This window comes from Duganella sp. Dugasp78 (genome assembly GCF_059491455.1).
This window is the reverse complement of record NZ_CP168506.1, coordinates 5,170,857-5,193,223: the sequence shown is the minus strand read 5'-3', so window position 1 is coordinate 5,193,223 and position 22,367 is coordinate 5,170,857. Positions and strand designations below refer to the sequence as shown.

14 protein-coding genes are annotated in these 22,367 nt (G+C 62.6%); 10 read left to right on the top strand and 4 right to left on the bottom strand.

The window, feature by feature from the left end; translation table 11 throughout:
• Window positions 1–134 precede the first annotated feature (134 nt).
• From ACEN9O_RS23020 to ACEN9O_RS23005, 4 genes are all read left to right on the top strand, one after another.
• Entirely contained in the window at window positions 135–1,436 is a 1,302-nt protein-coding gene (locus ACEN9O_RS23020; RefSeq protein WP_495614126.1) for a cation:proton antiporter, read from the top strand.
• 61 nt (window positions 1,437–1,497) lie between these two features.
• On the top strand, window positions 1,498–2,601 hold the full coding sequence (locus ACEN9O_RS23015) for a GNAT family N-acetyltransferase (RefSeq protein ID WP_495614125.1): 1,104 nt from the start codon (window positions 1,498–1,500) through the stop codon (window positions 2,599–2,601).
• A gap of 124 nt (window positions 2,602–2,725) precedes the next feature.
• Window positions 2,726–4,792: a glycoside hydrolase family protein gene (locus ACEN9O_RS23010; RefSeq protein ID WP_495614124.1), complete on the top strand. Its 2,067-nt coding sequence runs from the start codon at window positions 2,726–2,728 to the stop codon at window positions 4,790–4,792.
• Entirely contained in the window at window positions 4,776–5,777 is a 1,002-nt protein-coding gene (locus ACEN9O_RS23005; protein WP_495614123.1) for a hypothetical protein, read from the top strand. Before ACEN9O_RS23010 ends, ACEN9O_RS23005 begins: the two co-directional genes overlap by 17 nt.
• Window positions 5,778–5,816: 39 nt before the next feature.
• On the opposite strand, the gene ACEN9O_RS23000 is transcribed toward ACEN9O_RS23005, so the two are convergent.
• Together ACEN9O_RS23000 and ACEN9O_RS22995 are read right to left on the bottom strand one after the other, a co-directional pair.
• Window positions 5,817–8,858, bottom strand: a complete 3,042-nt coding sequence (locus tag ACEN9O_RS23000) for a type VI secretion system Vgr family protein (RefSeq protein WP_495614122.1) — start codon at window positions 8,856–8,858, stop codon at window positions 5,817–5,819.
• A complete protein-coding gene (locus tag ACEN9O_RS22995) occupies window positions 8,855–9,598 on the bottom strand; it encodes a hypothetical protein (protein WP_495614121.1) in 744 nt (247 codons plus the stop codon). Before ACEN9O_RS22995 ends, ACEN9O_RS23000 begins: the two co-directional genes overlap by 4 nt.
• A gap of 305 nt (window positions 9,599–9,903) precedes the next feature.
• On the opposite strand from ACEN9O_RS22995, the gene ACEN9O_RS22990 reads away from it, so the two are divergent.
• From ACEN9O_RS22990 to tssA, 6 genes are read left to right on the top strand one after another with little or no spacing between them, the layout of a single operon-like run.
• The gene (locus tag ACEN9O_RS22990) at window positions 9,904–10,743 is read left to right on the top strand and encodes a M15 family metallopeptidase (protein WP_495614120.1); all 840 of its coding nucleotides are present in this window, start codon (window positions 9,904–9,906) and stop codon (window positions 10,741–10,743) included.
• A 38-nt stretch (window positions 10,744–10,781) separates the two neighbouring features.
• A complete protein-coding gene (locus tag ACEN9O_RS22985) occupies window positions 10,782–12,164 on the top strand; it encodes a hypothetical protein (protein ID WP_495614119.1) in 1,383 nt (460 codons plus the stop codon).
• Between the two features lie 32 nt (window positions 12,165–12,196).
• On the top strand, window positions 12,197–16,090 hold the full coding sequence (gene tssM / locus ACEN9O_RS22980) for a type VI secretion system membrane subunit TssM (RefSeq protein ID WP_495618524.1): 3,894 nt from the start codon (window positions 12,197–12,199) through the stop codon (window positions 16,088–16,090).
• Window positions 16,087–17,073, top strand: a complete 987-nt coding sequence (gene tagF / locus ACEN9O_RS22975) for a type VI secretion system-associated protein TagF (protein WP_495614118.1) — start codon at window positions 16,087–16,089, stop codon at window positions 17,071–17,073. The genes tssM and tagF overlap by 4 nt, the downstream gene beginning before the upstream one ends.
• Window positions 17,074–17,075: 2 nt before the next feature.
• Complete coding sequence (locus tag ACEN9O_RS22970) at window positions 17,076–17,876, top strand: OmpA family protein (RefSeq protein ID WP_495614117.1); 801 nt, start codon at window positions 17,076–17,078, stop codon at window positions 17,874–17,876.
• Window positions 17,877–17,892: 16 nt separating this feature from the next.
• Entirely contained in the window at window positions 17,893–18,924 is a 1,032-nt protein-coding gene (tssA, locus tag ACEN9O_RS22965) for a type VI secretion system protein TssA (protein WP_495614116.1), read from the top strand.
• Between the two features lie 94 nt (window positions 18,925–19,018).
• Here the strand turns inward: tssA and ACEN9O_RS22960 are convergent, their stop codons facing one another.
• Both ACEN9O_RS22960 and tssH read right to left on the bottom strand, forming a co-directional pair.
• Entirely contained in the window at window positions 19,019–19,663 is a 645-nt protein-coding gene (locus ACEN9O_RS22960) for a hypothetical protein (protein WP_495614115.1), read from the bottom strand.
• Between the two features lie 44 nt (window positions 19,664–19,707).
• A complete protein-coding gene (gene tssH, locus ACEN9O_RS22955) occupies window positions 19,708–22,365 on the bottom strand; it encodes a type VI secretion system ATPase TssH (RefSeq protein ID WP_495614114.1) in 2,658 nt (885 codons plus the stop codon).
• Between the last annotated feature and the right edge of the window lie 2 nt (window positions 22,366–22,367).

The following is a 22,367-nucleotide window of genomic DNA, read 5'->3' as shown; positions in this document are numbered from 1 at the left end:
GCAAGCATTGTAGGAGCACGCCTACATTATGTATAGCCCCCGACCTGATGCGCACGGTGAACCACGCCACAGACACAACCCGGAGGCCGGGCCACACTACGCGGCAAGTCAGCGCCCCGCTGCGAAGGAGACTTGTGAACACCACTCTATGGTTTTTGCTCGTCGGCTGCCTGATGCTGGCACGCGGGCTGGCGGCCACCACGATCTCGAAATCGCCCTTTACCTCGGCCATCGTCTACCTGGGGGCCGGCATCCTGCTGGGGCCAAGCTGCCTCAACATCTTTGGCTTCGATCCCAAGTTGCAATCGGCCCTGCTGGAAGTGCTGACCGAGGTCGCGCTGCTGATCTCACTGTTTTCGGCCGGGGTCAAGATGCCGGTGCCATTCAAGCGCCAGCGCTGGGACGCGCCGCTGCGGCTGGCCTGGCTGTCGATGTCGCTGACGGTGGGGCTGGTGGCGCTGTTCGGCTACTACGTGCTGCTGCTGCCGGCCGGGGCCGCGATCCTGCTCGGCGGCATCCTGGCGCCCACCGATCCGGTGCTGGCCACCGACGTCCAGGTCCGCCACGCCGGCGACAAGGACCAGCTGCGCTTCACCCTCACCTGCGAAGCCGGCATGAACGACGGCAGCGCCTACCCTTTCGTCATGCTCGGCCTCGGCATGCTCGGGTTGGCCGATACCGGCCACCATCACCTCGGCTGGCTGCTGATCGACGTGTTGTGGGCCACGGCGGGCGCGGTGCTGGTGGGCGTGGCGGCCGGCGCGCTGCTCGCGCGGCTGAGCTGGCGTCTGCGCGGCAGCGATCCGAAACATGAAATCATGGACGACCTGGTGGGCTTGGGCACGATCGCCATTGTCTATAGCATTGCCACGCTGCTCAAGGCGTCGGGATTTTTGGCGGTATTCTTCGCCGCCGTCGCGCTGCGGCAGACCGAGCTGGTGCTGGCCGGCGCCCCCAAGGACCGCCACGGACTGATGGAGCCGGACACGGCGAAATCCGAATCTGCCAGGACCAGCGAAACCCACGAAGCACCACTCACCGTCAGCGCCGAATCGCTGGTGTTCAAGGAACATCTGGAACGATTGTCGGAGCTGACCCTGGTGCTGCTGTTGGGCGGCATGATCGCGCTGAACAGCGTGCAATGGGATGCCTTGTGGACAGCCTTGTTCCTGTTCGTGATCGCCCGCCCGCTGAGCGTGTTCGCGGGCTTGACCGGCAGCGACACCAGCCTGCGCATGCGCGCCATGACCGGCTGGTTCGGCGTGCGCGGCATCGGCTCGATCTACTATCTGATGTTCGCCATCGAAGCGGGCCTGGCGCCGGAGCTGGCGGCCAGGCTCACGCGCATCGCGCTGTTCGTGGTCATGCTGTCGATACTGGTGCACGGCTTCAGCGTCAAGCCCTTGATGGACACAGTGTGGCGCCGGCGCCGCTGATCGCGCTGCTTCGATGTGCATCAAGGAGCACGGGCGCGGGATGTGGGATCGTCTTGCGACCATGTCCAACGATACCTACCTTATTGAAGACGCCAGCGAGCGCATCGGCGACAGCGCCCTGCTGCAGCGCTGGCGCGAGCTGCTGACCGAGAGCGAAAGTCATGATCGCATATATCAGAGTCCGGAGTTCTTCAACTATCTGCTCAGTACAGCATCACAGCATGCGCCGCCGCGGCTGTTCACGGTGCTGGAGCGCGCCAGCCGCACCGTGGTCGGCATCGTGCCCCTGATGCTGAGGCATCGCAGTTTCGAGTTTGCTACCGGCCGCCTGCGCCTGGGTTCGCTGCCTGCGTTCAGCATTGTCCTGCTCGGGAGCGCGCCGTTGATGTCCGCGCGGCCTGGCTTGCTGGATTTGCTGTTCGAATTCCTGCTGGAGCAGTTCCCTCAGTGCCATGCCGTCTCGCTGACGTCGCTGCCGCTGGACAGCCAGCTGTGGCGCTGCATCAACGATGCCGCTGGCAACGCACGCAACTATCGCAAGCACTTGCTGAACAACTGGCGCGACTGTCATCGGATTCCCTTACCAGCCAGCTTTGAAGCGTTCATGGCACAGTTCGGTTCCAAGCGACGCTACAACCTCAAACGGCAGCAGCGGCAGTTGCGCGATCATGGTGGCGGCCAGTTGGCTTTGCATCGCATTGAGCGGCCGGAGCAACTGCCGTCCATGCTGGAGGCGCTGTCCAGGCTGACTACGCCAGAGCATCGCGCTCAATTGTGGACGGCGGAGGAAATGCAGGGACTGGCGCAACACGGCATGCTGCTGTGCTATCAGGTCGATTGCGGAGGCCAGCCCTGCGCGCTGATACTCGGCTTGCGATCCGGCGACACGCTACACCTGTTCAACATCTTCCACGATAACGCGCTCGACCATCTGTCGGTGGGAACCACGATACTGCACATGGCCATCGAAGACCTGTGCGGCCATCGCTTTGCCTGCATCGATCTCGGCTACGGCACGCCGGCCCACAACTACCAATCCAGCAACGTCACCGTGCAGCGCGGGCATGTGCTGCTGATGCGGGCGGGCCTGAGAAATCGCCTTGTCTGCGGCTTGCATGGCGGCTTCGTTGCCGCCACCGCAATGGCCCGACGGTTCATCAAATAACATGACTGACGCACGCCTGAGGTGCAGGTACCGCTACGGGCGCACGATTGAAGAGCTAACGTTATTTTTGCCGATAACCAAGTTAAAATAAAGGCAATCAAGACTTGAGTAACTTCCGTAGCATATGCCAGACACCTCCAACCACGATCCAGACGATCTCCGAAGCACAGTCAACTTGCACTTGCTTGATCCGCTGGGAAAAAGCATCGCAGGCTTGAAATATCACATAGTGCAACAGGGAAAAATTATTGCCAAAGGCGTGACCGCTGCCGACGGTCGTATCGCTTCATTTGTATCGGAGATAGGTCTCCCCCTAAGCTTGCATGTCGCCCGGTTTGCCAGCGATGAAATGAAGAAAGTAAAAACTTTCGTTCCATGGGCAAAAGATTTTTCAATCAAGCTGCTAAGTGGAAAAGTCAAACAGGAACTCCCGTTGGCCAAAGACAGCGGCGCAGCCGGCGAGTACAAGCGCAAAACGTATATCGTCAAGTCTCACGACACACTCGATAAGATAGCTAAGAATAACGGCACCACCGCGCAAGCGATCGCGAAATTGAACGACATTCCGCTGTCCGCCATTATTCATCCGGACCAGGTCCTCAAACTGCCTCCGGATACCCGAGGCGGAGCGGCACCCGCCGGCTCGCCAGCTCCGGCATCGCCCCCGCAGACGTCAGCGCCTGCGGCAAAACAAGCGCCGCCTGCCCAACCACCAGCAGACACGCCGCCACAGGCAAAAGCTCCTGCCGATAGCGTTCCCGTGCCAACCCAGACCGTTGATGACCGCGGGCAGACCGGCACCCCCAAGACGACTGTTGCACTCGAGTGCGACAAATCTGGCTGTATCAAAGTGGGCGACAAAGGACCGCTGATCGAGGAAATCAATATTCGGCTGACGGGATTCGGCGGTACCGTCATGGAGTCCAAGGGTTGGGATGAGTTCACGTCCAAAACTGAGGCCGCCGTAAAGCAGTTTCAACGCGATTACATGGGTGTGCCGGAAACCGGCAAAGTCTGCGGCAACGTTCTGGTGGCGCTGGACGACTTCCGCAAGAAATATCCGATTAATCTGGCCGACATGAAATGCAAATGCGGCGAGTGCGGCGGATTCGGGAATGGTCAGTCTACATCGGCACAGGCCAACATGCTCAGTGCCTCCAAGCACCCGCACGCCGGCATCGAGTACCCGGGTATGCATCGCGGTCTGCTGTGGGGCTTCCGCGCAGCACTGTTTTATATTGCGGACAAGGACAAGCAGCTGGGATATCACTTCCTGCGTATTTCTTCCGGCTATCGCTGTTGGATGGACAACAAGGCCCACAGTCGGCTTACCACTAACCATATGGGTAACGCGCTTGATCTTCAGTTCCGCAAAGGCGCGGTCCAGACCCGCTGTGCCGGCGCCGACATCGACAAGCTAAGGAAAGATGTCTTTATCGGCCGCCTCGGAGCCCAGATGAACTGGCCCGACAGCACCAAGCTCTCGATGGAGCCAGCCAGCATGGGTGCAACCAGCTGGGTGCATGTCGATGTTCGTGAATTTGACGATGCCTTCAAAAAGGATCGCTATTACGCGACCACGCAAGCGATGGCGGATGGTGCCCCGCTGATGGAGGCGGCAAAACTCGAAGGGCGTTTAAAACTCGTCAATTGCGGCGGAATTCCCCCAAAGCCTGCGCAGGAAAAAACCGACCGCATTCCCATGGCGTCGCTGTCGCTGTCGAAAGCCGGACTGGATTTCATCAAAGGCTGGGAAAAATTCGGCGAAAACCCTTATGACGATTCTGAAAATTACTGCACGATAGGCTGGGGGCATCTTATCGCCAAACAGACCTGTGCCAGCATGGCAGCCGCCAAGGATCCCAAGTATGAAAAATATAAAGGCGGTGTAACCGGACCTCAAGCAGAGGAAATCCTGAAGAACGACGTTCGCCGCATCACCGATAAGGTTGCGTTGTTTGTGCAGGTTCCACTCTATCAGCAAGAGTATGATGCCTTGGTCAGCCTTGCCTTCAATACAGGCGGGTTCAGCAAGTTCCCCAAGTTGCTATCCAAACTTAATACCAAGGACTACAACGGTTGCTGCGACGAATTTGCGGACATCACGAACAACGGCACCGACGGTCTGGTAAAACGTCGCAAGGCGGAAATGAGGATTTTCAGGAATAACGTATATGATTCATCTCACTAAAGGATTTTCGATGCACCCCAAGCTTACTGTACTGTTTTCCCTTGCCATCCTGCCGTCAGCTGCAGTTCATGCGACCGATCTGTCGGGTACCTGGCAATACGAAAAAGGTGCGGAATATTTCGGCCAGCTGAAAAGTGTCCCCGCTCCCGCGTGGCAGACACTGCAGATAAGCAATGGCCAACTTGCGTTGTCCGCCAAGTGTATTGTCACCCTAAAGCCACAGAAATATACTTATTCTGATGCCTTTCAATCTCTGGCCAAGGAAGACGTGGACGAGCCTTCATTGGAAAAATATCTGCTGAAGAATTTTTCCGTTACGCTGACAAAAGCCACTAGCTACTACCAGGCCAGCACGCAGCCGTCCGATTGCAACAAGCCGCTGCGCGATTTTTTTGTCGTTGACAATAAGCTGATCATACCGTTTGCCGGCTCGGCGTTTTACAGCTTTGTGCGAGCGGACGCCACAGGGAGCAAATCAGCAGGAGCGGCTGCCCCCTTGTATGGCCACAAGCCTAGCCAGCTGCCTTTTAACATGGCAAGCTATGCGAACTTGTGCCTGGCAACGCTGCCTCGCATTAAAGGCGCTCCACAGGCTATCGAGAAATGCGGGCCCGTGTACTTCCCCTATGTGGCGGCACCCAACAGCGACGTTTTGACGCAGTTGATCGGCACACATGATTATCAGAAAGGAGGCGCCCGCCATGCGGACGATTACGCTAATCCGTTCGCCCACAAGCTGCATCCGACGTTCGTTGTACTGCCTCCGCTCAATGACATATTGCTTGTACGCGTAGACGACCTGGAGCCGGGTGCAGGCGAAAAGCGGGACACCATGTCGGGCGCATTCCTGGCGATCAAGGATGGCAAAGTTACCGATCAAATCAATCGAGGCTGCATCATCACCAAGGACTATATTTGCACCGATGAGGATGGAAAGCCGCAGTATCAGCTTCAAAATACCGGAAAATTCCAGAAGCTAAACTAGGGTCAAGGGAGTGTGATTCTATCGAATCACGCTCCCACCCTATGCGTCTTTGTAGTCGACGATCATGTCCCATTCATCCAGAGATGCCCCGGCAAGTATCTCCAACTTGTCCGCATCATCCTTGGCATAAATTTGCTCCGACCTTCCATGCTGGTCCAGCACTCCCTTGATAGCGCGCTTCTTACCTACCTTTGCGGTATAAGCGATGTTGCCAAACGCATGTTGAACAAAGACATCATAGATATCCAGGCGATTGCTATATTTATCCGGCAGATTTGAAACCGGTAGATATGGCATGGCGTAACTGGTACGCTCCGGTCCCTGGAAATTCTTGGTGCCTGCATGTATAGTCAATTTTCCGGGGCACTGCACCGTGATGTTCCCCCCAGTGATAGTGATATTCGCCCCACCCGCTGTCGACAAACTGATACTCTTTGCAGCAGCCCAATCAATTGCTGCATTAGCACTGATCACATTGATCTCATCGCGCGCCTGCACCTTCAGCACATCTGCTTGCGCCTGGATATCAACCGCATCCTTGGCAGCGATCATCTGCACACCAATATTGTTGTCGCCCGCTTTGACCGCGCCGCCCAACACGCCGATGGCCTGCTGGCTTTGCACACGCAACTGTCCGCCACTGACGAACTGCGTATCGCCGCCGCTCATCAAGGCGATCGTTTCACCGTTGGAGATCTGCATCGCCTGACCCGCCGTCACGCTCAGGCCACCCTTGCCGCTGACGGCGATGATCGGCGAACTGGCATGCGGTAACTGATCATCCCCAGGTGCGGTTTTCTTCTCACCTGCATCGGCCTTGGCTGCATCCAGGCTGGCGTTGCCCACCATGCCAGACACTGCGGCCAGCATCGCCTTCAACGGCGCCGACTTCTCGTCCAGCACGCTGCCATTTGCCTTGGTGGCGCCCAGATGCGTAGCCAAGGCAACCGTCTCATGCGTCTTGGCCGCATCGCTGAACGTCTGGCCCAACTGCACCGCCTGTTTCAACAACGCGATGCCGGCCGTGTTATCGCCCATCGGCTCCCGCTCACTGCCGCTGTGACTGATCGCATAGCTCGACACCAGCAAGCCGCCTGCCGCACGCACCGCGCCATACGCATCGGTGCGCAGCTCGGCCCCCTGCCCGCGCAGACTGCCGCGATAGTTGTCGGCGCTGTGGATCAGATGACCCAACGTCAGCTCGCTGGCCGCGTGCGTCGAGCGCAGCTGCACGCGCCCCTGCGCATCGGTATCGTCGAACAGCAACTGGTTATAGCCAGTCCCACCAAACTCCTTGCTGCGCAAGCCCCACTGCGCCGTCGCGTTGCCGTGACCGGCCGTATCGGCGGAAGCGCCGTGCCACACGGGACTGTTGCCGGCCGCCAGATTGCCCTGCGCCGAAGGCGCATGATCGCTGGCCGGATTGAACACCGAAGCCTGGCAGTCGCCGGCAGCCTGTCCCGCCGGCGTGGGCGCCACGCCACCCTCGCCCTGGCCGTTGTACAAGGCGCCAACGATGACGGGCCGGTCGATATCGTTCTCGATGAATTGCACCAGCACCTCCTGCCCCACGCGCGGCAGGAACTGGCTACCCATGCCGCCACCGGCCGAGCGCTGGGCGACGCGCACCCAGCAGCTGGCGTCTCCGCTGTCCTGCCAGTGATAGCGGATGCGCACGCGGCCCAGCGCGTCGCAATGCAGCTCGTCGGCGCCGGCCGGCTGGTCTGAACCGTCCGCGCTGATGACGATGGCGCTCTGCGTGCCCAAGGCCGTCGGCTTCTGATGGTTGCGGCCATCGCTGTCCGGCAGTTGAGGACGCCAGATCACGTCCGCGGCGACCGCCTCGAAGCTATTCGCATAGCCGGTCTTGCGCGCCTGCTCGATCACCAGCGCGAACTCGTCGTCGTGCTGCAGCGCCAGCTCTTCCAGCAATTCGGGGATGGGGCCGAACAGTTCGGCCAAGCCGTGCTGGGCCGGCGACGGCAAATTGTTGACGCCGACGCTGCTCACGCGCAGCACCGTGTAAGCCGGCACAGCAGCCCCCTCGGCGGCCACCAGCGGCCCCTGCGTGACGCTGACGCGCCGGCCCGCTGCCAGCGTGCGCACCGTCGAGCGGCCCCGCCACAACTGGCTGCGGGCTTCGCGCGCCTGCATCTGCAATTCGGCGTAATGCTGCGCCAGTCCGTTGTTCGTATAGGCGTATTGGCCGGGAACGTCGTAGCTCTCCAGCGCCGGCAATTTCTTGTACTGCTGCATGGCCGGCGCACTGGCGCCGACAGCCTGCTTGGCCTTGTAATCGTAGCTGAGCAAGGTGGTCAGCGTCGCCGAGATGGCCCGCCGCGCCTGTAAGGCCTGGATGGTGTCCTGCTGCTCGCCGGCGCGCACGCCGTGGTAGCGGATGCCGCCGCCAGCCTCGCTGCTGGCGTCCTCCGGCACCGCGCTGAGCTGGCTGCTGTCGGCAAACAGCACCAGGCACAAGCCGTCCTCGGTCTCCTCGAAGCGCCAGGCAAGGCCCTCCTCGGTCAGCAGGCGCAGCACGAAATCGTAGTCCGACTCGCGGTATTGGCAGCAATAGCTGCGCCGCGGCACGTCGGCCAGGAAGCTGTCGACCTCGTCGCTCCAGCGCCATTGCGCCAGCGGCTGATATTGTTCGAAGACCGATTCGACGATCTCGACGACCGTCTTGTCCTGCCATACGCGGCTATTGCGCGCTTGGCTCAGGCGCCACAGCCACGGGGTCAGCCGCAAGCGGAAACGCGCCAGGCCACCTTCACTGCCCAGCATGGCCGCCTGCGAGATGTCGCCACTGAAGGTGATGCGGCTGCCGTCCGCCAGGCTTACTTCGAGGCTGGCCGGCTTGCCCAGCAACGATGCCAGCTCGACGTGCGCGTTGGTCGACAGCACGATGATGTCGCGCACGCCCGTGCCTTGCACCAGATCGTCGGCGGCAAAGGCTTCCACCAGCAAGCCGCCTGAGCCCAGGTCGGCATCGTCGCTCTCCAGCTCCAGCGCGTACAGACGCGTGGCGCTGGAAAATTGCGCCAAGGCGGTGGTGATTTGTTCCAGTAAGGCGGTACTCATGAGTTCGATGCGGTTTTCGCTCCGGGAGCAGCCTTGCATTCCGGCTCTTTCTTGGCGTCGGCTGCGCACAGGCGTGCGCGGCACTGCTCTTCGCCGGCAGCGTTGTACTGCTTGCAGGTCTTGAGCTGCTCGGCAGGCGTGCTGGTCTTCTTGACCGGTGGACGGGTCTGCAAGTGCGCCATCAGCGCGGTAATCAGCGTAACGTCGTTGTCAGGCTGCTTGGCCGCCGGCTTGTCCTTATCCTTGGCCGCCGACGTCTTCTGGGCCAGCTTGACGTTGTCGGCTTTGCGCTCAGGCTTGTGCTCGGCCTTGTGTTCAGTCTTGTGCTCAACCTTGGCCAACTGCGGCGCCTTCGCTTGCGGCCGTTCCAACGCCCGCGTCAATTCGTCGGGCGCGGCTTTCGGCTTGGCCGGAGCGACCAACATTTCCTTCAGTGAGGGCAGCTTCTCGGGAACGGCAGCGGCGGCGGGCGCCTCCTCCAATATCGCCGCGGTCGACACCTCAGGCTCGGCCGGAGCAGCAGTCGCCGCCACCGCTACCGGCTTGACCGGCGCAGCGGCCACAGCGGCCACAGCGACCGCCACGCTGTCCTCGTCCGGCGTATTGCTCATCCAGGCCAGCGCGCCGCCTGCCGCCACCAGCACGCCAGCGCCCAGCGCGCCCCATACCATCAACCTGCCGGGGCGTTTGTCCGCGCTGCGGGCAACGGCGGCCCCAGGCGCAACCGGTTTGCTGTCCAAGGTGCTCAGAATGCGCTGGCGCTCGGCCTCCCCTTGCTGTTCCGAGGAAAGAAGACTGGGCCTGCCTCCCTTCGAAGGGCGATCGTCTTGACGTTGCAAAATGTACTCCTTGTTAATTTCGCATTACTTTACGCGATTCAAGGAAAACGCGACGCATAGTACGAAGTCAACAGTGCGCACCCCGGATTCCCGTCGTTTCATAGGGCGATTTCAATCGTGCGCTGGATTGTCATAACTGTAAGATATACTGAAAGCAATGCTTTAAGGACACTATTGATGCAACGCTATGCTGGAGAGGAACTGCCGTGCTGATACTGGCAATCGCACTCTATTTCGTACTTGCCTGCTTGATCAGCTGGATGGTCTTGTTCCCGGCCGGGCGCGAATTCGTGCTCAACGCGCTGGCCGGCGCCGGCCAGCGGCTGCAGCAACGCATGGGCCAGATTGCCCGCCGCCGCCAGCAGGACGCCAGCGCGTTCGGCCGCACGGGGCGCGCCTCGGCCAGCGAGCTCGCCGGCTTCCTGCGCCAGCACTATGCCTTGTGCCTGGGCGGCGCGGTGCTGATCTGCGTGCCGCCGCTACTGGCCCTGCTGATGAGTTCCAAGACCACGCTGAGCGGCTTCGACACCTCGACCAGGGAAGTCAACACCCAGGTCGCCGATCTGCTGCAAGGCGAGCAGCTGGTGCCGCCGCAGGCGCTGCCGCCGCTGGTGTTCGCCTCGGCCGAAGTGGCGCTGGAGCGGCCGATGCTGGTCTCCGCGAGCCGCGACTGGGCCTTGATGGACGCCGCCTACGCGCAGCGCTTGCTGATGGCCTTCAAGATCATGAAGGAGAAGCACGGCTACGATATGGCGATCCTGGAAGGCTACCGCAGCCCGGAACGCCAGAACGCGCTGGCCGCATTGGGGCCTAACGTCACCAACGCCGCCGCGTTCCAGAGCTGGCACCAATACGGCCTGGCCGCCGACTGCGCGTTTCTGCGCGACGGCAAGCTGGTGATCTCGGAAAAAGACCCGTGGGCCATGCGCGGCTATCAGCTCTACGGCGAAGTGGCCGAGTCGCTGGGCCTGACCTGGGGCGGGCGCTGGAAAATGATGGACTTCGGGCACACGGAACTGCGTATGCCCGGCGTGATGAAACGATAAGGTACGGGCAAAACATGGCGGTATGGCTTAAAAATCTGATGATAGCGATCCTGGCGTTCGGCGCCAGCTGGATGGGTGCCGTCTGGTACTGGCGGGCGAACAACCGCATGCCGGCCACCGATGATCTGGTGCTGTACCTGCTGGTGCTGCCGCTGGCCTTGCTGGCCGCGTTCTGGCTGGGCCGGCAGATCTATCGCGCCATCAGCGCGCCTGCCGCCGGCGCCGCAGCCGGCGATGTCGCCGCGCAGGGCGAAGCACCGGTGGAACCAGCACGCGGACCATGGTTGTCGCTGGTGGCCGCCGCAGTGCGCGCGCCGCACGGCATGTCGCCCGCTGAACTAAGCGCCGCACTGGCTGACGACAATCCGCGTCCCGCGCTGGACCCGGAACTCATCGACGCATACGGCTACCCGATCATGAGTGCCCGCATCGCCGACCTTGATGCCGAGGCACTGCGCGCGGAAATGATGGACTGGCTGGCCGCCAACGCACAGGAGCCGCACTTCAACGACGAGCAATGGCGCGCGCTGAGCGCCGGCAGCGAAGTGGTGAACGAACTGTCCGGTCATCTTGCCGTCCACACGCTGCTGGAGGCCCACGCCGGCCACATCGCCCAGCGTGAACCGTCACCGCTGCCAGTACTGAATCTACATCCCGTATGGCCGCCAGAATGGAAACCTGAACAGCGCCAGGCCGCAGCCCTCTGGTTCCGTCACCTGGCGATCCAGGCCGGATGGCCAGAAGACCGCATCGCCATCGCCCCCGAACGCGGCGCGGCCGACACCGAGGCGGGCACCGTGCTGGCGCGGCTGCTGTCGAGTGAGCCGCCCGCACTGAGCATGGTCGTGGCCTGCGGCTCGCACATCGGTGCCGACAGCGTCGAACGCATGGCCAACGCCACCGCGCTGTTCAGCTCCAATCATCCGCAAGGCCGCATCCCCGGCGAAGGTGCGGCCGGCCTGCTGCTGGCCGACGCCACCCAAGCCAGGCTGCTGGCGTACGGCGGCGAGCTGCCGCAATTACTGGCCATGAGCAGCGGCCAGCTGCCCCATTCCGCCGACGACTCCAAGCGCTCCAGCGCAGACCTGCTGCAGGAACTCAGCACCAAGGCCCTGCACGGCGCCCGCCGCGAGGCCTCGTCCATCGCCCTGGTCGCCGCCGACACCGATCACCGGACCAGCCGCGTCATGGAGTTGATGGGCGTGATATCGACATCGACGCCGCAGCTCGATCCCGGCATCGATGTGCTCAGCGTCGGTGCCAGCTGCGGCAGCTGCGGCGGCGTTACCTGGCTGACCGCGCTGGCCCTGGCGCGGCAGGAAGCCGAGAACCGCAGCGCCGCCATCCTGTGCATCAGTAATCTTGACCCGTTCCGGCGCGATGTCGCCGTGATCGGCCCCGCCGTTGCCGTACCTGTTTGACTTTGACGAATTTTTCTAGAGCCCCAATCATGATGCAAAAAACCTGGCAATTCCTGACGACCCGCAACAGCCTGATCGTGATCGGCTGGCTGGCTTTCGCCGCCTGTTTGCTGATCGCCTCCGCCATCTTCCAGTGGCCGGCCAGCGTCGCCTGGACCGTGCTGGCGATTGCGCTGCTGTTCGGCGCCATCGTCTGGCTATGGCGTCGTCAACGCCGCCAGCGCGCCGCCGCGCAACTGGGCGACATGCTGGAACAGCAGGTCAACAAGGCGCCCGCCAAGCCGGATCCGGCCCAGCGCCAGGAGACGGACGTGATCCGCAAGCGCCTGCTGGACGCCATCTCGACCATCAAGGGCTCCAAGATCGGCCAGTTCTCCGGTAACGCCGCACTGTACGAACTGCCGTGGTATATGGTGATCGGCAATCCGGCGGCCGGTAAGAGCACGGCCATCGCCAGCTCCGGCTTGCAGTTCCCGTTCGCCGACACCAAGATCGTGCAAGGCGTAGGCGGCACCCGCAACTGCGACTGGTTCTTCACCACCGACGGCATCCTGCTCGATACAGCCGGCCGCTACTCGGTCGTCGATGAGGACCGCGGCGAGTGGTTCGGCTTCCTCGACCTGCTGAAAAAATACCGCAAGAAGGCGCCGATCAATGGCGTCATCATCGCCGTCAGCATCGCCGAACTGACACGCAACCGTCCGGAGTTCGCCATCAACCTGGCCAAGAACCTGCGCCAGCGCGTGCAGGAACTGACCGAGCGCCTTGAAGTGTATGCGCCAGTGTACGTGGTCTTCACCAAGGCCGACCTGATCACCGGCTTCAACGAATTCTTCCAGGACTCCGAACGCGGCGAGCGCGATAAAATCTGGGGCGCCACCCTGCCCTACAGCCAGTCCACCACCAGCGAGCAGATACTCGACCAGTTCGACGCGCGCTTCGATGAGCTGTACGACGGCCTGAAGGACCTGAGCCAGGCCAATATGGCGCTGCAATGGCGCGAGCGCATGCCATCCGGCGTGTTCACCTTCCCGCTGGAATTCAGCTCGATCAAACCGTCGCTGCGCGCCTTCATCGCCACGCTGTTCGAAGAAAATCCATTCCAGTTCAAGCCTGTATTCCGCGGCTTCTACTTCACCAGCGCGCTGCAGGAAGGCGAATCGGTATCCGCATCCTCGCACCGTGTGGCGCAACGCTTCGACCTGAAGCTGCAACCGCAGGAACACGAAGAAACCCATCAACAGCAAGGCTACTTCCTGCTTAACCTGTTCCGCAAAGTGATCTTCGCGGACAAGGACCTGGTCGCCCAATACGCCAGTCCGGCCAAGACGCGCATGCGCTACGCCGCCTTCTTCGCCGCCACCGCCTTCGTCGGCCTGGCGCTGGCCGGCTGGAGCTGGTCGTACATGAACAACCGCCAGCTGGTCGCCAACGTCCAGGCGGACCTGGACCAGGCCATCAAGGTGCAGCAGAACCGCATGGACCTGCAATCGCGCTTCCAGGCGCTGGAGATCCTGCAGGACCGCATCGAGCAGCTGGACAGCTACCACGAACACCGCCCGCTGTCGCTGGGACTGGGCCTGTACCAGGGCGACCTGCTGGACCGCAAACTGCGCGAAGAATACTTCGCCGGCGTGCGCGAAGTGATGCTGAAACCCGTAGGCCAGTCGCTGGAAGCCTTCCTGGCGGAAGTCAACAGCGGCGCCGCGCAGCTGCAGCCGATGGCCAAGCCGGTGACGGCCGCCACCACCGCGGCAGTGGGCGGCGCGCCAGCCGATGCCACCGCTTCCGCCGCGCCGGTCAACAACGGCGCCACCCAGTTCAAGGACGCCTCGCCCGCCAACGCGGAAGACGCCTACAACGCGCTGAAAACCTACCTGATGCTGAGCGATAAATCGCGCGCCGAAGCCGGCCACCTGAACGACCAGCTGACCCGTTTCTGGCGCGTCTGGCTGGACGGGAACCGTGGCGCCATGCCACGCGAGCAGATGATACGCAGCGCCGAACGCATGATCTCCTTCTACCTCGCGCAGATCAACGATACGTCGTGGCCGCAGATCGACGGCAAACTGGCGCTGGTTGACCAGACCCGCGACAACCTGCGCCGCGTGGTGCGCGGCATGCCGGCGCGCGAGCGCGTCTACGCCGACGTCAAGGCCCGCGCCGCAACACGCTTCCCATCGATGACCGTGGCCCGCATCGTCGGCGACCAGGACAAGGAACTGGTACTGGGCAGCTACGCCATTCCCGGCAGCTTCACGCGCCAGGCTTGGGAAGGCTTTGTGCAGGAAGCCTTCCGCGATGCGGCCAACCGCGAAATGCAAAGCGCCGACTGGGTGCTGAAGACCTCCTCCAAAGACGACTTGACGCTGGAAGGCAGCCCGGAACAGATCCAGAAATCGCTGGTTGAACTGTACAAGAACGACTACGCCAAGGAATGGGAGAAGTTCATTCAAGGCGTCACCGTCCGCGACCTGGAAGGCTTCGACAACGCCGCCGTCGCAATGAACCGCCTGGGCGATCCGCAAACCTCGCCGATCAACAAGCTGGTCACGACGGTCTACGAACAGACCTCGTGGGATAACCCGTCGCTGCTGGACGCCGGCCTGCAACGCGCCCAGCGCGGCGTGACCGGCTGGTTCCGCGAAACCATCCTGCGCCAGAAGCCGTCGCAGCTCAACATCAACGTCAGCACGACCGGCAATGTGCAGAACGCCGCGCTGCCGCTGGGCCCTGTCGGCCGCGAGTTCTCCGGCGTCGCCCGCCTGGTGGTCGCCAAGGACAAGGATGCATCGCTGATGCGCGGCTACATGGAGCAAATGTCCAAGCTGCGCACCCGCTTCAACCAGATCAAGAACCAGGGCGATCCGGGCCCCGGCGCCAAGCAGCTGATGCAGCAAACGCTGGACGGCAGCGGCTCCGAACTGGCCGACGCGCTCAAATACGTCGACGAGCAAATGCTGACCGGGATGACGGACGCGCAGAAGCTGGCGATCCGCCCGCTCCTCGTGCGCCCGCTGATGCAGACCTTCGCCGTGATCGTCAAACCGACCGAGACCGAAATCAACAAGGTATGGGCCGCCCAAGTGCTGCAACCGTTCAGCAAGAACCTGGCGCTGAAGTATCCGTTCGCGACCGAATCGCGCGCGGAAGCCAGCAACGCCGAAATCGGCGAGATCTTCGGACCGGACGGCGCCATCGCCAAGTTCTTCAACACCACCATCGGACCATTGGTGGTGCGTCGCGGCGACTCGCTGAGCGCCAAGACCTGGGCCGACATGGGCGTCAACCTGGCGCCGCCAGTGGTGGCGGCCTTCCCTAACTGGATCGCTCCATTGTCGGCGGCAGGCGTCGCCAACACCGCGGCATCCAGTGGCGGCGAGGCGCAGACCATGTTCGACCTGCAGGCGCTCGGCTCCACCGGCGCCAGCGAATTCACCATCGAGATCGACGGCCAGTCACTGCGCTGGCGCGGCCAGCCGCAGCCTTGGGTGCACATGGCCTGGCCGAATCCGCAAGGCGTGCCTGGCTCGAAGATCACCGCCATCACGCCGGAAGGCCGCAGCGTGATACTGCTCAACGAGCCTGGCCACTTCGGCCTGAAGAAAATGATCGACGCGGCCAACCGCAAGCGCAAGGACAACGGCGTGTTTGAACTGAGCTGGGACAACGCCGGCGTGGTCGTCACCGCCAACCTGAAGATCGTCACCACCACCCAGGCCCCGGCGCCGCAGCCGGTGCAAGCGGCGCAAGGCTTCAAACGCCTGCGCCTGCCGGAATCGATCATCGCCGCCGGTCCGCTCGCCGCCCCGGCTGCAGCGCCAGCCACGCCTGTCGCTCCTGCCGCGCCGGCGGCAACGCCCGCGCCAAAACCGCCGGCCGCGCCATCGCGCACCGCCGCCGCCACCTCGGGAGCCGTTCAATGAGCCGCGGCGCCACGCCGATCAGCGTCGGATACTTCGGCAAGATTCCGAGCCGGGGCGATTTCGTCAAAGGCAGCGATAGCCCGGCACTGATCAAGGTGCTGGACGACTGGCTATCGCAGGCGATGGACCTGATGAGCACAGACGCGCGCTGGAAGCTGAACTACGACGCCGTCGCGCCGCTGCACTTCGCCTTCGTCGGGCCGCGCCGCCGCCACGCCATCGCCGGCCACATCGTCGCCAGCAGCGACCAATCCAGCCGCCGCTATCCCTTCCTGATGATGGGCTCAATGGAAGTGGCCGAACCGACCGCCTTCGTGGAAAAGTCGCCCATGGTGCTGACGCGCATGTGGAACCGTCTCGAATCGCTGACCGCCAGCGTGCGCGAAGCGGGCGACCCCACGCTGCCGCTGCAAAGCGCGGCCAACCACCTGATCGAACTCGATCTGCGCTCGGCCGCCTACGACGCCGCCTTCGAGGACTTCCTCGAGCTGCAAACCGTGGGCGCGCTGGACGCCATGCTGGCGCAAACCGGCTTCAAAGGTTCGGTGAGGCAGATCCTGCTGGCCCTGGGCATGCTGCTGCAACCGGTCATGGCCAGCAGCTCCAGCCGCCTGGAGAAGAGCCTGCTGCTGCCGCTGCCGACCGATCCGATGTACCGCAACCTGGTGGCCGCCTTCTGGATGCACCTGATCACGCCATTCCTGGCGCGCGCAGATTTCGAACTGGCGCTGTTCGTCACCCGCATCGAGCAGCGGCCGTCGCTGGTGCTGGGCTTCAGCGGCGCCTCGGCGCAGACGCTGCGCGCCATCATGGATCCGCAAACGGCACTGGAGCACCACATCGACTTTGAACAACTGGACTGGGTGGAAGAGCAAATCGACTCCGACTACGGCATCAAGAAGCTGTCCACCTATCTGGCGCAAGCCAACCTGTCACTTAAGTCCGCGCTCGATTCCGTCGGCGCGGCGTTTATCGGAACCTGATCATGCGCTCTAACCATTACATCGCCAACGCCCTGCTGGCCGCTCTGTGCGCGCTCAGCGCCGCCGGCGCCGGCGCCCAGAACCAAGGTCTGGCGCCTGCCGCGCCGGAACCTGGCCAGGTACTGGCCACCGGCACCGTGCCGGACGAAGGCAGCAAAGCAGCCGTGCTGGCCAAGCTGCGCGAAGTCTACGGCGCCGACAAGGTGGTCGACCAGATCGCCATCGGCCCGGTCGCCATGCCGGCCAACTGGAACGGCTACGTGCAGAAGCTGATCACCACTGACCTGAAGCAGATCAGCCGCGGCCAGCTGAAAATCGACGGCAGCAACGTCAGCTTGCGCGGCGAAGTGGCCAATGAAGCGGTGCGCCAGCGCATTGCCAGCACCGTCGCCACCAGCCTCAATCCGACCTACACCGTCAACAACGGCTTGCGCGTGTCTGCGGCCGACCAAGGCATCCTGGATACCACGCTGGCCAACCGCACGGTCGAATTCGAAAGCGGCAAGGCGACACTGACGCCGGCCGGTAAAGCCATACTCGATGAGATGCTGGCTGCGCTGCTCAGGCTCAAAGGCCGCAAGGTCGAAATCATCGGTCATACCGACAGCGCCGGCCTGCGCGCCACCAACCTGGGCCTGAGCCAGGCGCGCGCGGAGACTGTCAAAACCTACTTCGCCAGTCACGGCCTGAATGGCGACCTGCTGACCGCCAGCGGCCAGGGTCCCGACCGGCCAATCGCCAGCAACGACAGTGCGGACGGACGCGCGCGCAACCGCCGCATCGAGTTCCGCATGGCCCAATAATCAATCAGAGGACATCATGTTTTCAGCAGAGCAGTTATTAATCCCCATCAGCGACAACCGCCCTTCGGGCGAGGACCTGTCCTTCTCGTCCGACCTGGACGCCATCGGCCAGGCACGCAAGTTCGACGATCCATCGCTGGACCAAGGCGAATGGGTAACGGAGTTGAAGGAAGCGGATTGGGAATTCGTCGTCAAGCGCTGCACGGCGCTGCTGACGGAAAAGAGCAAGGACCTGCGCCTGGCAGTATGGCTGACCGAAGCAGCCGCCAAGCAGCATCACCTGCGCGGCCTGGCGGAGGGCTATCGCCTGTTGGCGGGCCTGTGCGAGCAGTATTGGAACATGGGCTTGTACCCGGAAGCGGACGATGGCGACAACGAACAGCGCATCGGCAATTTAAGCTGGATATTGGCACGCACACGCACGCTGATCCGCGAGCTGCCGCTGACGGAAGGCCGCAACACGGCCTACTCCACCATCGACTTCGAATATGCCCGCAAACGCGCCAATGGCGGCGACGACCAATCCGGCGCGCCCAAGCTGGCGGACATGGAAGCAGCCAAACGCTCCAACTCCGCGCAATTCTGCGACAAGTTCGCTGCGGATGCACAGTACTGCATGGACGCCCTGCTGCAACTGGAAAAAGCGGCCGACGCGAAGCTGGGCCAGGACAGCCCCGGTTTCTCCGCCGCGCGCGACGCTGTGCAATCGATGCTGCACGCGATGCCGGCGACAAGCAAATCCAACGGCGCGCAGGTCGACGACGCGGACGACGCACAACCATCGCACGCGGAAAACGGCGCAGCCGCACCGCAGCAGCGCGAAGGCGCCTCCGGTCCGATCCGCAACCGCACGCACGCCATCGCGCAGCTGCGGGCGGTAGCGAAGTTCTTCCGCGATACCGAGCCGCATAGCCCGGTCTCCTACTTCGCGGAGAAGGCAGCCACCGCCGGCGAACAAGACCTGCACACCTGGCTGCGCTCCGTCATCAAGGACGAAGGCTCGCTCTCCCACATCGAAGAGATGCTGGGAGTGCGCCCCCCCAACTAAGCCCCCGTCGTTCCCGCGCAGGCGGGAACCCATACACAGCATCCGCAGCCGCTCAGCATGGGTTCCCGCTTGCGCGGGAACGACGGCAGGGACTTTACTCGCCAACCAGCTGGACGGCTTCTACTTGCTTGTAGCCGTGCTGGATGTTGTTGGCGATAGTGATCTTGGCGCCTTTGACTTTATAAGCGGTCTTGTCGAAGGTACGCACGAACCAGGTACGGTTGCCGCGCCCGTCCTTCTTCACCTCGCTGATGCCGGACCAGATGGTGTTCCACTTGCCATCCGTGTCCTGCAACTCCACCTTGTTCACGGCCTCCACACCTTCGCCACTGGGAATGATCACCCGCAGCTCGGTCGCATTGACCGGTTTGGCGTAACCCACCTCCAGCCAATCGAATCCCTTGTCCTGATTGTTGTTGGTCCAGCTACGGTCATCCGAAGGGCCGACCACGTTCTTGGCCACGTTGACGTCCGATGGCGTCTTGCCTTCGTCATCGCCGAAGGTCGAACTGGCCTTCGCCGTCGCCGCCCACTGCCCCTTCGGGTCATTCAGGTACTTGTCTTCCATCGTGCCATAATCAAGCAAGGCCTGCTTGTGCGCCATCTCCTGCTGGTCGGCGGTGGGTTCGGCGGCCGGAGCAGCTGGAGCCGGCGCAGCCGCCGGCACTGGTGCGGCGGCGACCGGCGCCTCTTCCACCTTGTCCTTCTTGTGGCAAGCGGTCAGGATCAATGTGGACATTAACATCGCAATGGTGGCTTGGCGTTTCATAATCATGGTTCTCCTTATTTAACGGTATATTTAAACTGGCCCTGTTTGTTGGCACTAACCTTGATCCTGCTGATCGCGGCTCCTTCGGCCATCTTGGTCAACACGGATTCGGCCACCTCCGGCAGCAGCGTGCCGTTGAGGATATTGTCGACGTTGCGTGCGCCGGAATCGACTTCCGTGCAACGCGCCAGCACCGCTTCGACCAGTGCCTCGTCGTAGCTGAAGTCCGCCTTGTGATTGACGCTGATGCGCTGCTGGATCTTGCCCAGTTTGAGCTTGATAATCTCCACCAGCACATCGTCGGGGATCGGGTAGTACGGGATCACCTTCAGGCGACCCAGGAAGGCCGGCTTGAACTGCTTCATCAGGTGCGGACGGATCAGCTCTTCCAGCGCCGCCGGATCGGGCAACTCATCGCCGGTCTTGTTCAGGCAGGCCTGCATCATCGCTGCGGATGCCACGTTCGAGGTCAGGATGATGATGGTGTTCTTGAAGTCGATCTCGCGACCTTCCGCGTCGTCCATGACGCCCTTGTCGAACACCTGGAAGAACAACTCCATCACATCCGGGTGCGCCTTTTCCACTTCATCCAGCAGCACCACGCTGTACGGATTGCGGCGTACGGCCTCGGTCAATACGCCGCCTTCGCCATAGCCCACATAACCCGGCGGCGAACCTTTCAGGCCGGAGACGCTGTGCGCCTCCTGGTACTCGCTCATGTTGATGGTGATGAGCTTGCGTTCGCCGCCGTACAGCACATCGGCCAGCGCCAGCGCGGTCTCGGTCTTGCCGATGCCGGATGGGCCGACGAACAGGAACACACCCTTAGGCTTGTTCGGGTCGTCCAGATTGGCGCGCGACGTGCGTACGCGCTGCGCCACCGCCTCGATCGCATGCGGCTGGCCGAGCACGCGCTGCTCCAGCATGGGCTTCAGGTTCAGCACCGTCTTGATCTCGTCCTTGACCATTTTGCCCAGCGGGATGCCGGTCCAGCCGGCGACGATCTCCGCCACCACGTGACCGTCCACCTGTACCGGCACCATCGGCGTTTCGCCTTGCAGCGACTTCAATTCGGTCTGCAGCGCCTGCAGGTCCTTGCCCTGGCTGGCGTCACCCGCGCCGCCAGCCTCCAACGTCACGCGGCCGGCCTTGATCTGCTCCGTCAGCGCTTTTTCCTTCTCCCAGCGTGCGGACAACTCGGCGTGCTGCGCAGCAGCCGCAGCGCGGCTGGCTTCCAGCTCCGCCAGGCGGGCAATGTGCGCGCTACCGCCGGTGCTCTGCTCACGTTGCAGCGATGTCGATTCCGCAGCGATGCGTTCCAGCTTGCGTGCCAGGTTTTCGATCAACGCCGGCGTGGCGTTCTGGCCCAACGCGACCTTGGCGCACGCGGTATCGAGCACGCTGATCGCCTTGTCCGGCAGCTGGCGACCCATGATGTAGCGATGCGACAGGCGCACCGCCTCGGTGATCGCCTCATCGTACACGCGTACGCCGAAGTGTTTTTCCATCAGCGGCGCCATGCCGCGCAACATGGCGCAAGCCAGTTCCTCGCTCGGCTCCTCGACCTTGACGACCTGGAAGCGGCGCGCCAACGCGGCGTCCTTCTCGAAATACTTCTTGTACTCGCCCCAGGTAGTGGCTGCGATGGTGCGCAGTTCGCCGCGAGCCAATGCTGGCTTCAGCAGGTTGGCAGCATCGTTCTGGCCAGCCTGGCCGCCCGCGCCGATCATCGTATGCGCCTCGTCGATGAACAGGATGATGGCGTGCGGGCTTTTCTTCACCTCGTCGATCACATTCTTCAGCCGGTTCTCGAACTCGCCCTTGACGCTGGCGCCGGCTTGCAGCAGACCCATATCCAGCGTGTGAATCTCCACGCCTTTCAACACGTCCGGCACGTCGTTCAGCGCGATGCGCAGGGCCAGGCCTTCCACCACGGCGGTCTTGCCGACGCCGGCCTCGCCGGTCAGGATAGGATTGTTCTGGCGGCGGCGCATCAGGATGTCGATGGCCTGGCGGATTTCCATGTCGCGGCCGATCACCGGATCGACCTTGCCGTCGCGCGCACGCTGCGTCAGGTTGGTAGTGAACTGGTCCAGCGCCGGCGTCTTGGACGCGGCCTTGGCCGACAGATCGCCGACCGGATCGCCGTCCAGCTCTTCGTGTTCGCCGCCCTGCGATGCCGCCACCGCCTCGTCCGAACCGACGGTCAGCTTGTCCAGGTTATGCTTAATCTGATCGACTTCGAATTTGGCAAACAGCTTGGAGCCGCGATACGCCAGCTGCGCCAGCTCCGGCTCCGTCAACAGCGCTTGCAGCAGATGGCCGCTGCGGATCTGCGCCTGTTGACCCGCTTGCAGGTCCAGCGATGCGATCAGCCATGCGTGCTCGAACAGCTTGGGCAAACGCTCCGAAAATACCGGCGTGCGCGAGTTGCCTGTCTTCAGGCGCGCGATCTCGGCCTGCAAATCCGCCTCCAACATGCTGACGCTGATGCCATTCTGGCGCGCGATGACGACGAAATCGCTCTTGGGCTGCTCCAGCAGCGCCAGGAACAGGTGTTCGATGTCCACCTCATACTGCCCCAGCGAGACGCACAGGCTGGCGGCGCGGGTGGCAGCCGTACGGCTGGTGTCGTTCAGTTTTCCGATCAGGGTTTTCAGATTGATGCTCATGA

What these genes read in the sequence shown, in the direction of transcription:
- tagF (WP_495614118.1), top strand. Translation starts at nt 16,087, where the DNA reads ATGAGCCGCGGCGCCACGCCGATCAGCGTCGGATACTTCGGCAAGATT.
- tssH (WP_495614114.1), bottom strand. Translation starts at nt 22,365, where the DNA reads ATGAGCATCAATCTGAAAACCCTGATCGGAAAACTGAACGACACCAGC.
- ACEN9O_RS23010 (WP_495614124.1), top strand. Translation starts at nt 2,726, where the DNA reads ATGCCAGACACCTCCAACCACGATCCAGACGATCTCCGAAGCACAGTC.
- ACEN9O_RS22960 (WP_495614115.1), bottom strand. Translation starts at nt 19,663, where the DNA reads ATGTCCACATTGATCCTGACCGCTTGCCACAAGAAGGACAAGGTGGAA.
- tssA (WP_495614116.1), top strand. Translation starts at nt 17,893, where the DNA reads ATGTTTTCAGCAGAGCAGTTATTAATCCCCATCAGCGACAACCGCCCT.
- tssM (WP_495618524.1), top strand. Translation starts at nt 12,197, where the DNA reads ATGCAAAAAACCTGGCAATTCCTGACGACCCGCAACAGCCTGATCGTG.
- ACEN9O_RS22985 (WP_495614119.1), top strand. Translation starts at nt 10,782, where the DNA reads ATGATAGCGATCCTGGCGTTCGGCGCCAGCTGGATGGGTGCCGTCTGG.
- ACEN9O_RS23000 (WP_495614122.1), bottom strand. Translation starts at nt 8,858, where the DNA reads ATGAGTACCGCCTTACTGGAACAAATCACCACCGCCTTGGCGCAATTT.
- ACEN9O_RS23005 (WP_495614123.1), top strand. Translation starts at nt 4,776, where the DNA reads ATGATTCATCTCACTAAAGGATTTTCGATGCACCCCAAGCTTACTGTA.
- ACEN9O_RS23015 (WP_495614125.1), top strand. Translation starts at nt 1,498, where the DNA reads ATGTCCAACGATACCTACCTTATTGAAGACGCCAGCGAGCGCATCGGC.
- ACEN9O_RS22970 (WP_495614117.1), top strand. Translation starts at nt 17,076, where the DNA reads ATGCGCTCTAACCATTACATCGCCAACGCCCTGCTGGCCGCTCTGTGC.